The organism is Robertmurraya phoenicis, from assembly GCF_047302285.1.
Taxonomy (GTDB): Bacteria; Bacillota; Bacilli; order Bacillales; family Cytobacillaceae; genus Robertmurraya.
This window is the reverse complement of the sequence record NZ_CP154845.1, coordinates 2,234,954-2,247,469: the sequence shown is the minus strand read 5'-3', so window position 1 is coordinate 2,247,469 and position 12,516 is coordinate 2,234,954. Positions and strand designations below refer to the sequence as shown.

The following is a 12,516-nucleotide window of genomic DNA, read 5'->3' as shown; positions in this document are numbered from 1 at the left end:
TTTTTTGATCTCAAATGTATTTTTAACGTTACAATGATGTTAATAGAGTTATTTTTTATACAACAGTTTCTGTCAATATCAAAAAAGTTATAGTACAGAATCAAAAATTTCAATTTTTCCTAAAAACAAAAAAGCAATAAAATCTTTTGTTCACAATAAGTTCACGAAAACTTCATTCCCATGTGATGATATTCACATGAAATCTGTTATACTTTGAATATAGTTAAATTGTATTAACTGTTATATAAACAAAATTCTTTGATAGAGGTGTTTTATGATGGAACAGTGGAAAGGTTTTGCAAAAGGTAGATGGCAAGAAGAGGTAAATGTTCGTGACTTTATTTTAAGAAACTTTTCTCCCTATGCAGGGGAAGATGGATTTTTAGAAGGACCTACTGAAGCAACTACAAAACTATGGGATCAAGTAATGGATTTAACAAAGCAAGAGCGTGAAAATGGTGGCGTACTTGATATGGATACAGAAATTGTTTCCACCATCACTTCTCACGGTCCTGGTTATTTAAATCAAGACTTAGAAAAAGTAGTCGGTTTCCAAACTGATAAACCGTTCAAACGTTCTTTACAACCTTTTGGTGGTGTTAGAATGGCAAGTCAGGCTTGTGAATCATACGGTTATGAGATGGACAAAGAAGTTGAAAGAATTTTTACTGATTACCGTAAAACTCATAACCAAGGTGTTTTTGATGCTTATACGGCTGAGATGAGATTAGCTCGTAAAGTTGGAATTATTACTGGTTTACCTGATGCATATGGCCGCGGACGAATTATTGGTGACTACCGTCGTATTGCCCTTTATGGTATCGATTTCCTAATGGCGCAAAAACTGAAAGATTTTAATAATATGACTTCAGTTATGAGCGAGGATGTCATTCGTCTAAGAGAAGAATTATCTGAGCAATATCGTGCCCTTAAAGAATTAAAATCACTTGCACAAAGCTATGGTTTCGATATTTCTAAACCAGCTCAAAATGCTACAGAAGCTTTCCAATGGCTCTATTTCGGATATTTAGCAGCTGTGAAAGAGCAAAATGGTGCAGCAATGAGCTTAGGACGTGTTTCTACATTCTTAGATATCTATATCGAAAAAGATATAGAAAATGGTGTTCTAACTGAACAAGAGGCACAAGAATTAGTCGATCATTTTGTCATGAAGCTACGTCTTGTCAAATTTGCTCGGACACCAGATTACAATGAACTATTCTCAGGTGACCCAACTTGGGTAACGGAATCTATTGGTGGTATGGCAATGGATGGTCGTCCACTTGTAACAAAGAACTCTTTCCGTTTCTTACACACATTACGAAATCTCGGACCAGCTCCAGAGCCAAACTTAACCGTATTATGGTCCACTCAGCTTCCTGAAAACTTCAAGAAGTTTTGCTCAAAGATTTCTATTGAAACAAGTGCAATACAGTATGAAAACGATGATATTATGCGCCCTGAATATGGCGATGATTACGGGATCGCTTGCTGTGTATCTGCCATGGAAATCGGTAAACAAATGCAATTCTTTGGAGCTCGCGCAAACTTAGCAAAAGCCCTACTTTACTCTATTAACGGTAATAAAGATGAAAAGCATAAAATTCAAGTTGGACCAGCGTCCTCCCCTATCACTTCTGAAATTTTAAATTATGAAGAAGTGATGGAAAAATTTGATCAAACAATGGAATGGTTAGCTGGATTATATATTAATACGCTAAACATCATTCACTTTATGCATGATAAATATAGCTATGAACGAATTGAAATGGCATTACATGATACGGAAATCTTACGCACAATGGCAACAGGTATCGCTGGATTGAGTGTCGTTGCAGACTCCTTAAGTGCGATTAAATACGGTCAAGTGAAAGTACTTCGTGATGAAAATGGCTTAGCTGTAGACTTTGAAATAGAAGGAGATTTCCCTAAATACGGTAACAACGATGACCGCGTAGACAGCATCGCAGTTGAAATTGTTGAAACATTCATGAAGAAACTACGTAAGCATCCAACTTATCGTAATTCTCTTCATACAATGTCTATCCTAACGATTACTTCTAACGTCGTTTATGGTAAAAAGACTGGAAATACACCAGATGGTCGTCGTGCTGGTGAACCGTTTGCACCTGGTGCTAACCCAATGCATGGCCGTGATACAAAAGGTACATTAGCGTCCCTATCATCTGTGGCGAAATTACCTTATAGTTATGCGATGGATGGAATCTCTAATACTTTCTCCATTGTGCCGAAAGCATTAGGAAAAGAGGATGAAAACCGAGTTAATAACCTTGTTAGTATTTTAGACGGTTATGCCGTTAAACAGGGTCACCATTTAAACGTCAACGTCTTTAATAGAGAAACATTATTAGATGCAATGGAGCATCCTGAGGAATACCCACAATTAACCATTCGTGTATCTGGTTATGCGGTTAACTTCATTAAGTTAACAAGAGAACAGCAATTAGACGTTATTAACAGAACCTTCCACGGTTCTTTGTAAGAAATAAAAGAGGAGTTAGATTGTGCTCTAACTCCTCGCAAAATAATGAGTACGAAAATAATGCTCATGCTAATTTGAAGGGAGTTTGATCATCATGAACGGAAACATTCATTCAATCGAAACTTTTGGGACAGTAGACGGCCCTGGTATACGCTATGTCATTTTCACACAAGGCTGCCTTCTTCGCTGTCAGTTTTGCCATAATGCCGATACGTGGGAAATAGGAATTGGCAAGCAAATGTCTGTTTCCGAAATCATCGATGATTTAAAGTCCTATTTACCCTTTATTGAATCTTCTGGTGGAGGAATCACTGTTTCTGGCGGTGAACCTCTTTTACAACTACCGTTTTTAATTGAGTTATTTAAAGAATGTAAAAAGCTTGGTATTCATACAACCATCGACTCTTCTGGTGGCTGTTATTCTCATGCTGAGCTATTTCAAAGAAATTTAAAAGAGTTGCTCCAGTATACAGATTTAATTTTACTCGATTTAAAACATATTGATAGAAAAAAACATAAAAACCTTACTGGAATGGCAAATGACCATATACTTGAATTTGCCAAGTTTTTGTCTGATAACCATGTCCCTGTTTGGATTCGTCACGTATTAGTACCTTCTGTCACAGATGACGAAGAGGATTTAAAAGGACTAAGTGAATTTATTGGCACTCTGAACAATGTTCAAAAAGTTGAAGTCCTCCCTTATCATCAGCTCGGGGTCTATAAATGGGAAGCTCTTGGAATGGAGTATCCTTTAAAGGATATCGAACCTCCAAGTGAAGAAAAAACTGCTTATGCGCAAAGAATTTTGACAGAAAAATTGTCTTAATAAGAAACGCCCATTGTCTATTACAAGAGACAATGGGCGTTTCTATTTTAGATTTGTGATTCAATATGCTATTTTACTTCCACCAGTCATCAAACATTGTTGCCGGAAGTTGTCTTTTGTGTTCTGTTAAGAGATAACGATTTTCTATTTTCTCAGCTACCTCAGCTGACACATCTTTTCCTTCCAAATAATCGTCTAACTCATCATAAGAAATTCCAAGTTCTGTCTCATCCGCTTGACCTGGTTTTTGATCAAGTAAATCTGCTGTTGGAACTTTTAAATAGATGCTCTCTTCTGCACCCAATTCTTTTAAAAGAGCTTTACCTTGACGTTTCGTAAGACCTGATAACGGTAATAAATCAGCACCGCCATCACCATATTTTGTAAAGAATCCTGTAACAGCCTCTGCTGCGTGATCCGTACCAAGAACGAGAAGATTCGCTTGTCCGCCTAGCGCATATTGTGCGATCATGCGCATTCTCGCCTTCACATTGCCTTTATGGTAATCCCTTAATTCTTCTCCACCAATACTCTTGTCATATTCGACTTTAACAGCATCGACTGCTTCCTTCACATTAAAAGAATAAGATTCATCAGGCTGAATAAATCTTATAGCTCGTTGAGCATCCTCTTCGTCCTTTTGAACACCATATGGTAGACGAACAGCGATAAATTTAGCATCGATTCCTTCATCTCGCAGTTTTTCTACGGCAAGCTGGGCAAGGCGACCCGCTAATGAAGAATCCTGCCCACCACTAATTCCTAACACAAATCCTTTTGCATTCGTTTTCTTTACATAATTTTTCAGAAAGTCGACTCTTTTTATGATTTCTACTTTAGGGTCAATTTCTGATTGGACAGACAATTCATCCATAATCCGTTTTTGTAGCTCTCTCAAATGACTCTCCTCCTTATATTGTAACTAATGCTCTATTATAAACATCGTCCAACACTTTAAATGGATCTGAATCTTCAATGAAAAGTTCTTTATTTTAAAAAAGCGTCCCTTTTAAGCTTTGTCTGGACTTCCTGAATGTTTTCTATTTTATTATCCCAGCATTTTTGACTTAAGTCGACTGGATATTCTTCTGGATTTAACGTACGTTTATATTCCTCCCATAGGAGTTCTAAATTCTCTTCAGCGTACTTTTGCATCTCTCGAATAGATGGAGACTCATAAACAAGCTTTCCGTCAGTAAAAACATCCTGATGTAATTCTTTTGCGACAAAATTGGTGACAAATTTACTTACATACGTGTGAACAGGATGAAACATTTTTAATGGCTCTTCTTCTTGCGGATTTTCATCATCTAGAGCAATATAGTCGCCTTCTGATTTATGATTAATACTATTAATAATCCGATACACTCTCTTTAAGCCTGGGGTTGATACTTTTTCTGGATTGCCACTAATTTTTATCGTATCCTGCATGACGCCATTTTCATCTTCGATCGAAGCAAGCTTATAAACTGCTCCTAATGCAGCTTGGTCATAGGCAGTAATTAATTTTGTACCGATACCCCATACGCTAATTTTAGCATCTTGTGCTTTTAAGTTCATAATCGTATACTCATCCAAATCATTGGAAGCAACGATTTTTGCATGCGGGAATCCAGCGTCATCAAGCATCTTTCGCGCCTCTTTTGAAAGATAAGCTAAGTCCCCACTATCCAAACGAATACCGACAAAATTAATCTTGTCCCCTAACTCTTTTGCAACCTTAATGGCAGTTGGAACACCTGAGCGTAAGGTGTCATACGTGTCAACTAAGAACACACAATCCTTATGTCGACGTGCGTATTTATGAAAGGCAGTGTATTCATCCTTATAGGCCTGAATTAATGAATGAGCATGTGTTCCCGAAACAGGAATGCCAAATTTTTTGCCTGCTCGTACATTGGAAGTAGAATTAAAGCCACCAATAAAAGCAGCTCTCGTCCCCCAAATAGCCGCATCAAGTTCATGGGCTCTTCTTGTACCGAATTCCATCGCAATTTCGTCGCCAACAATATGTTTGATTCGTGATGCTTTAGTAGCAATTAATGTTTGGTAATTCACAATGTTGAGTAAGGCAGTTTCAATTAATTGAGCCTCGGCTAACGGAGCTTCAACACGTATTAATGGCTCATTCCCAAAAACTACTTCACCTTCGACGACAGAACGAATATTCCCAGTAAAGCGTAATGTCCTCAAATATTCTAGAAAGTCCTCTTTATAACCGCCCTCTTCTTTTAAATAGGCTAAATCACTTTCTGTAAAGCGAAATTGCTGAATATACTCAATAATCCTCTCAAGTCCTGCAAAAATTGCGTACCCATTCCCGAATGGAAGCTTACGGAAATACACCTCAAAGACAGCCATCCGATTATGAATGCCATCTTCCCAATAAGTTTCTGCCATATTGATTTGATAAAGATCTGTATGTAAAGTTAAGCTATCATCTTGATAGTGGTTACTCATAAACTTTGTCCTTCTTTCTTATCCAAATCGATTTCATAAAAAAGATATGAAATAGAGTCATTCTTAAAAATCTATACTATTTTACCATTTAAACAACCTTTAATGTGTTCCAATGCCCAAATATGTCCGACTTCATTAAAACTAGCGACAGCATTTTCATGAACAGTTATGTTAAATCCTTTATTATAGGCGTCAACCGCTGTATGGAGAACACAAATATCTGTGCAAACTCCTACAAGATGTAAATCGGTGATCCCTCTTTCTCTAAGTTTAATTTCCAGATCAGTACCTGCAAAAGCGCTATATCTAGTCTTGTCCATCCAATATACATGAGCATGATCTTTGTTATTAAGATAAACCAGTTCTAGACTTCCAAATAAATCGCGGCCACTAGTCCCCTCAATATTATGTGGTGGAAACAGCTTCGTTTCAGGGTGATACAAGTCATCTTTCTTGTGTAAATCGATCGCAAAAACGACAAAATCACCTTCGTTAATAAAATCCTCTGTTACTTTCGTAATTTCATCTTCAATTTTTTCTCCTGGTTCCCCACAAGGTAAAGCTCCTGTTACAAAGTCAACTGTATAATCGATATTTATTAACGCTTTTTTCAAAGCTCTCCCTCCCCGAATGTTTTGTAAACCATTTTATCGTATTTACGAAATTTTAACAATCATTCCTCACTTAAGCTATGAGATTTATGATTGACAAATATTTCATTAAACTATATATTTTAATTGTAAACCAAAATTACATATAAGTTAACATATTGAAAGGAGCATAAATAATGACTAAAGAACGTATAAAATTAAGATCTATGATACTAACCGCCCTATTTGCAGCAATCATTGGAATTCTAGCCCAATTAACCATTCCTCTTCCACTAGTGCCCATTACAGGACAAACATTAGCGATTGGACTCGCCGCTACGATATTAGGGTCGAAGTTTGGAACTCTATCTGTCCTATTATATTTAATTATCGGGTCTGCTGGTGTCCCCGTTTTCGCCGAATTCTCAGCAGGTATCTCTAAACTAATCGGACCGACTGGAGGATTTTTGATTGGATTTATTCCGGCTACTTTTATCATGGGCTTCTATTTGGAAAAACTCGGCTTCTCATTTAAGAATGCCATTATAGCGAATATTATCGGCATGATTATTACCTTATTTTTTGGAACGACGTGGTTAAAAATTTCTGCAGGATTATCATGGACTGCTGCTTTCACTAGCGGCTTTACACCTTTTTTGATTGTTGGAGTCATCAAAGCCGTTCTCGCTTCATGGATCGGAATCCTTGTTAGAAAACGCTTGATTCAAGCAAGACTACTATTTACCTCAAATCCGAATATAAATCAATCTGTTTAACTGGTAAATTTGAAACTTTTCAACGCATAAAATCGTAAACAAGTAAAGTTGCATTTACATCTTTCACCTCTTATACTGAAAGATGTTGCTTTTATATTTTGAGGTGAACTAATGTTAGAATCCTTATTTGATTTTATAAGCTTATCAGCTCTATATACGATGTATGCTGGTTTATTCCTTGTTTTACTTAACCTTGTGTGGATTTGGAATATCGAGTATCAATTTACCGCTTCTCATCAACTAGATCCTGAGGGCAGCTTGCTCCCTATTAGTGACTATTTTAGAAAGACCAATCGCACCTTTAATTATATCGTGATTTGGGTCATGCAATATATCCGAAAAAAAACAGGATCCCCAGATGAAGACGACAGCTATGCTATTTCTACATTTATAGCATACTAGTCTACTCATACTGGAGGTTCATATTGAATGAAAAATAAATATAAAGTTTTGATCATATTGTTGCTTAGTACAGTCTTACTATCTGCCTGTTCTGCTCAAGAAGGAAATGGAGAAGGTTTCTTTAACACTTTTCTTGTCTCGCCTTTTGAAAGTTTAATCCATGGGACTGCCAATCTATTTGGAGGAAATTTCGGTTTATCAATCATTTTTATTACGTTGATTATTCGACTTCTCCTTATGCCAATGATGCTCAAGCAAACAAAAAAACAGCGAGCAATGAAAATAAAAATGGATGTTATGAAACCAGAGCTTGAAGACATTCAAAAAAAGCTCAAACAAACAAAAGATGCTGGCGAACAACAAAAGCTTCAACAGGAAATGTTTGCTTTATATAAAAAGCATAACATCAATCCATTAGCAATGGGATGCTTGCCAATCTTAATTCAAATGCCTATATTATTAAGCTTTTACTATGCGATAAGAGGCTCTGCTGAGATAGCCAGTCATTCTTTTTTATGGTTTAGCCTTGGGCAGCCTGACATTTGGTTAACGGCGATTGCTGGTATTGTTTACTATTTCCAATTTAGAGTTTCCCTTTCAAACATGCCAAATGATCAACAAAAACAAATGAAGTTTATGGGCATACTCTCACCTGTTATGATTGTTTTCGTTTCGTTAAATGCTCCTGCTGCACTACCTCTTTATTGGACGATTGGTGGAATCTTTTTAATTCTACAAACACTGTTAGCAAGATATTTATATAAAAACGAAGAAAATCTTGTCATTACAAATCAGCAATAAAAATAAGTTAAGAGGGTGTCAAACTGACACCCTCTTAACTTATGGCCAAAAAATAGCCGCAAATGGCTAAAATGACACCGAAAAAATAGGTAATACTCAAATAAAGTATCCCAATAGAAACTCGTTTTTCGTTTAATAGTTGCATGGCTTCCACATTCATCGTTGAAAAGGTTGTAAAGGCCCCAAGAAAGCCAACACCTAATATGGCATAGATATGCTCTGGTATGCCTGCAAACAAATAGCCCAGAAAAAATGAACCGACGAGATTTACGATTAAGGTTCCAATTGGGAATTTAGTTTGCTTCTTTTTTTTGACAAAATTACTAATTGAAAATCTAGAAATGGCCCCAAAAAATCCACCTACTGCTACTAATCCCCACATTATCATTGAGACTTCACCTTCTTTTTTCCAAGGTTAAGTCCTGCAAGAGCCAGAAGAAAACCACCAAAAACGCTAATCATCACATACAAAAAAACAGAAACGAAATCCTGATTTTCGACTAAAAAAAGAACATCCACACTTAAGGTCGATAAGGTTGTAAAAGAACCGATCATCCCTGTACCTATGGCGGCCGCTAGAGGAGGATTCGTCTGATAAAGTATGTGGGTTGTGAACCATCCTAAAAGGAAAGCACCTAGTAGATTTACAGCGACGGTACCGAAAGGAAAACCATTGCCGAAAAAATGTAGCGTTATTAATGAAACTAAATAGCGTAGCATACTTCCGACAGCTCCACCGATCCCGACATATAGATAAGTCTTCAATTTTATACACCTCGAAAATAGTTCGCCTAAATATGTAAACATTCCAATCAGATTTTGTCGATATCAAAAATGATATCCTTGTCCTTATTTTGCATTAGAAAAAGGACTGTATTGTACAGTCCTAAGCCTTCGTCACTTCAAAATAATCCTTATAAAATCCGCCAACTTTTCCGCTATTGTCGACAATAAAGTAAAATTCTTCTGTTTCATTTTTAACTTCGTAAGACTGACCAACAGTTAGTGCACGATTCACGATATACTTTTCAGCATTTGTATGAACACACTTAACCGTTTTGATTGTTTCTGAATTATTCCATGTTAGATGTCTCATTCTATACTCCTTCAACGTTTATTACTACATCATTATAGGGAATTTACATTATGTGGCGCAACTCTTTTTGAAAATGAAATAGCTTTTTTCGTATTTTCACGATTTTACCCTCATCAAAGGTGAATAATTCTCCTGTAAGTACATTTTTTAATGTTATATATGTTTTTTCACAAATTGTATCAAGTCTTATGAATTCAAGAAATTGATAGCATTTATTTTCGTACACCACTTCATAATAGCCGTTTTCCGTGAATACCTTCATAAGAGTACCCTTCTTTCTCCAGACGGTGTTACTCCTATTTACCACCCTTTGAACTTGTTTGAAACATTTTTCTCAGAAAGTATTACAATTTACACCCTAGTCTGACAAGTTCTTCCTCCAATTTTTGATAATATCCTTGACTAACTCTCCCTTTTGAGCCTCGAAGAATTTCTGTTGCATAGTGAAGGGGTGGTGCTAACTCCGGTTGTTTCTCATATACATGAAAAGTTAAAACGTCCAACATCCGTTTTTCACCTATTTTCACATCAACAAATGTAGGTCGATACCACCCGAGATTAAAGCCTTCCCTATCAAAAAGATATTGCAGGCCTTCAAAAGGAATTTCGTACAAGATCCCTTCCGTCACACCACCATCTTCAATAATATCAGCGCGTCCTCCATCATGTGCAGTAAATAGATACTTCATAGAATACTCTTCAAGGGTGCAAGCACCTGTCACCTTTTCAAAAAAACGAGCTACTTGTGCCATCTCAAACCTTTCCACGTCCATGCAGGAGCCATAAGCAAAATAATAAATGGTAGCTGGTTTTTTGTTCAGTAGCTGATGTAGCTTCCAATCTCCATGAGGGATCAGTTCCTTACTCAAACCTACTTGTTTCTCTATATAAACAAAAGCAGTAAACTCATCTTTATCTGTAAAGATTTGAGCTTCCACTCGCTCATATAGATTATCTTCCCTGTTAGCCTCGTAATCTTCAAGATGATCTAACTTTGCTAAGGTGGCTAGATCGACCTCATATAATTCTCCATATACTTTTCCCTGTTCAGATCGTTTCATTGCCGGGTAGCCCTGCCCAGTTTCAAATAATTCTCCAAATGTCCATGCTTGCTCTGCAATAGGATCAGCGCTTTGTAATAGCCTATGATTTCCTTCATTTTTCCTTAATGTTCCGTAAACGAAAACCTTCACTTCAACGTCCTCCCGCAATCTTAAGACTTTTCTGATATCTCTATTTTAACTTAAGAGATTCGGTTTGTCTTACATCTGCATGAGAGAATATACTAATTTCGAAACAAATCTACGATTCTGCTTACAATATTTGTTCTTTTCTCCTTCTTGAGCAACGAGTACTTGTATGAAGTTTTCCTTAGTTCATTTATCTTAAGTTTAGCTAACTCTGTATGGATATAATAGTCATAGTTCATTTTTCAATCCTCCCTTATACATCTATGATATCTTTACATTCCCTCCTTCACATTGGGAGTGAGAACGAAAAGATCTCCATCTGAAGATTGAATGAATTTCAGACTTCATTATTTTTCGAAAATTTTGCGAAATGGGTTTTCAAAGGGAGAAATATCCTTTACAATGAATAAACATAGATTTACAATCCTTTTACCTGGAGGTATGCACAATGAAGATTATGAGTAATGAATTGTTAGTTGTCTCGTATCGTGATGCATTAAAGTCGGAAAAGGATAAAGAATGGGCGAAGATTTTGAAGGACGAAATTAGAAAGCGTGGATTAAAACCCTTTAAGAACTAAAGAATTATACGTTTGACTTCTTTCTCAAAACATGAAACCACCGTTTAAAAGTATAAACGGTGGTTTTTTTTCTATTCAAAGATTAATGATTCAGGGTCTTCAATAAGCTCTTTCACTCTCTTAAGGAATGTAACAGCTTCTTTTCCATCAACAATACGATGGTCGTATGATAAGGCAATATACATCATCGGACGATTTTCCATTCTTTCCTCATCAATGGCCACTGGACGAAGCTTGACTGAGTGCATACCTAAAATTCCAACTTGTGGCCCGTTTAAGATTGGAGTGGATAGTAAAGAACCGAATACTCCACCATTTGTAATCGTAAAGGTACCTCCTTGCAGGTCATTAAGAGCAAGTTTATTTTGACGAGCTTTATCTGCCAGACCTAAAATATCCTTTTCAATTTCTGCAAAGCTCTTTCTATCTGCATCACGCACGACTGGAACAACAAGTCCTTCTGGTGCAGAGACGGCAATTCCGATATCATAAAACTTTTTCAGGACGATTTCATCACCTTGTATTTCAGCGTTCAATAATGGTGATTTCTTAAGAGCAGCAACTACTGCTTTCGTGAAGAATGACATAAATCCAAGTTTTACGTCATTTTCTTCTAAGAATTTGTCCTTCCGACGCTTTCTTAAATTTAATACATTTGTCATGTCAACTTCGTTAAAAGTAGTCAACATCGCTGCCGTATGTTGTACTTCGACTAGGCGATTAGCAATCGTTTGACGTCTGCGGGACATGCGAATTCTTTCTACAGGCTTACGATCAGTGGCAATCTCTTGCTTCGGTACTTGCGCTGGTGTAGGTGCCGCTTTTTCAACTGTTGGTTGACCTGGATTGAAACCTTGAACGTCTTGAGCCCTTACCCGTCCTAATGGGTCCACTGTTGGAATTTGGCTTAAATCAATTCCTTTTTCCCTTGCAAGTTTGCGCGCAGATGGAGATGCAATCGGACGCTCTTTCTTATCTTCTTGCTGTTCAGAAGATTGCTGCTCTTGATTATTTTCGATTGGATGAGCTTCCTGGACAGGAACTGGTGCTTCGCCTTCCTCTGAAACGATGGCGATCACTTCACCGACATTAACCGTGTCCCCTTCGCTGTATTTCATTTCTGTTAAGATTCCACTATAGTCAGAGATAATTTCAACATTGACCTTATCTGTTTCTAATTCAACAAGATAATCGCCTTTTTCAATTTTGTCTCCGATCTTTTTTAGCCATCCAGCTACAGTTCCCTCTGTAATTGATTCTGCTAACTCTGGAATTCGAATTTCCGCCAC

The 12,516-nt window shown here is 37.0% G+C and carries 15 protein-coding genes; 6 read left to right on the top strand and 9 right to left on the bottom strand.

What is annotated here, in order from left to right:
* The first annotated feature begins 277 nt into the window (after positions 1–277).
* Both pflB and pflA read left to right on the top strand, forming a co-directional pair.
* Positions 278–2,503: a formate C-acetyltransferase gene (gene pflB / locus AA0X71_RS11140; RefSeq protein WP_413362099.1), complete on the top strand. Its 2,226-nt coding sequence runs from the start codon at positions 278–280 to the stop codon at positions 2,501–2,503.
* Positions 2,504–2,597: 94 nt separating this feature from the next.
* Positions 2,598–3,332, top strand: a complete 735-nt coding sequence (gene pflA, locus AA0X71_RS11135; protein WP_413362097.1) for a pyruvate formate-lyase-activating protein — start codon at positions 2,598–2,600, stop codon at positions 3,330–3,332.
* Between the two features lie 73 nt (positions 3,333–3,405).
* On the opposite strand, the gene nadE is transcribed toward pflA, so the two are convergent.
* From nadE to AA0X71_RS11120, 3 genes are all read right to left on the bottom strand, one after another.
* The gene (gene nadE, locus AA0X71_RS11130) at positions 3,406–4,206 is read right to left on the bottom strand and encodes an ammonia-dependent NAD(+) synthetase (protein WP_413362559.1); all 801 of its coding nucleotides are present in this window, start codon (positions 4,204–4,206) and stop codon (positions 3,406–3,408) included.
* 113 nt (positions 4,207–4,319) lie between these two features.
* The gene (locus AA0X71_RS11125) at positions 4,320–5,792 is read right to left on the bottom strand and encodes a nicotinate phosphoribosyltransferase (protein WP_413362095.1); all 1,473 of its coding nucleotides are present in this window, start codon (positions 5,790–5,792) and stop codon (positions 4,320–4,322) included.
* Positions 5,793–5,863: 71 nt separating this feature from the next.
* Positions 5,864–6,406 (bottom strand): cysteine hydrolase family protein, encoded by a 543-nt coding sequence (locus AA0X71_RS11120; protein ID WP_413362093.1) that lies wholly within the window; start codon positions 6,404–6,406, stop codon positions 5,864–5,866.
* A 173-nt stretch (positions 6,407–6,579) separates the two neighbouring features.
* On the opposite strand from AA0X71_RS11120, the gene AA0X71_RS11115 reads away from it, so the two are divergent.
* From AA0X71_RS11115 to yidC, 3 genes are all read left to right on the top strand, one after another.
* Complete coding sequence (locus AA0X71_RS11115; protein ID WP_413362091.1) at positions 6,580–7,158, top strand: biotin transporter BioY; 579 nt, start codon at positions 6,580–6,582, stop codon at positions 7,156–7,158.
* Positions 7,159–7,269: 111 nt separating this feature from the next.
* The gene (locus AA0X71_RS11110) at positions 7,270–7,560 is read left to right on the top strand and encodes a hypothetical protein (protein ID WP_413362089.1); all 291 of its coding nucleotides are present in this window, start codon (positions 7,270–7,272) and stop codon (positions 7,558–7,560) included.
* Between the two features lie 27 nt (positions 7,561–7,587).
* On the top strand, positions 7,588–8,361 hold the full coding sequence (yidC, locus tag AA0X71_RS11105; RefSeq protein WP_413362087.1) for a membrane protein insertase YidC: 774 nt from the start codon (positions 7,588–7,590) through the stop codon (positions 8,359–8,361).
* Between the two features lie 34 nt (positions 8,362–8,395).
* On the opposite strand, the gene crcB is transcribed toward yidC, so the two are convergent.
* The 5 genes from crcB to AA0X71_RS11080 form a co-directional block, all read right to left on the bottom strand.
* Positions 8,396–8,749 carry a fluoride efflux transporter CrcB gene (gene crcB, locus AA0X71_RS11100; RefSeq protein ID WP_413362085.1) on the bottom strand — a complete coding sequence of 118 codons (354 nt, stop codon included), beginning with the start codon at positions 8,747–8,749 and terminating at the stop codon, positions 8,396–8,398.
* Positions 8,746–9,126 (bottom strand): fluoride efflux transporter FluC, encoded by a 381-nt coding sequence (locus AA0X71_RS11095; protein ID WP_413362083.1) that lies wholly within the window; start codon positions 9,124–9,126, stop codon positions 8,746–8,748. Before AA0X71_RS11095 ends, crcB begins: the two co-directional genes overlap by 4 nt.
* A gap of 121 nt (positions 9,127–9,247) precedes the next feature.
* Positions 9,248–9,457, bottom strand: coding sequence for a DUF6501 family protein (locus AA0X71_RS11090; RefSeq protein WP_413362081.1), 210 nt, complete (start codon positions 9,455–9,457; stop codon positions 9,248–9,250).
* Positions 9,458–9,500: 43 nt separating this feature from the next.
* Positions 9,501–9,719, bottom strand: a complete 219-nt coding sequence (locus AA0X71_RS11085) for a hypothetical protein (RefSeq protein WP_413362079.1) — start codon at positions 9,717–9,719, stop codon at positions 9,501–9,503.
* A gap of 82 nt (positions 9,720–9,801) precedes the next feature.
* Positions 9,802–10,650, bottom strand: coding sequence for a gamma-glutamylcyclotransferase (locus AA0X71_RS11080; protein WP_413362077.1), 849 nt, complete (start codon positions 10,648–10,650; stop codon positions 9,802–9,804).
* Positions 10,651–11,095: 445 nt separating this feature from the next.
* Between AA0X71_RS11080 and sda the strand changes: the two genes are divergently transcribed.
* Positions 11,096–11,227, top strand: coding sequence for a sporulation histidine kinase inhibitor Sda (gene sda, locus AA0X71_RS11075; protein WP_413362075.1), 132 nt, complete (start codon positions 11,096–11,098; stop codon positions 11,225–11,227).
* 71 nt (positions 11,228–11,298) lie between these two features.
* Here the strand turns inward: sda and odhB are convergent, their stop codons facing one another.
* Positions 11,299–12,516 (bottom strand): 2-oxoglutarate dehydrogenase complex dihydrolipoyllysine-residue succinyltransferase, encoded by a 1,218-nt coding sequence (gene odhB, locus AA0X71_RS11070; RefSeq protein WP_413362073.1) that lies wholly within the window; start codon positions 12,514–12,516, stop codon positions 11,299–11,301.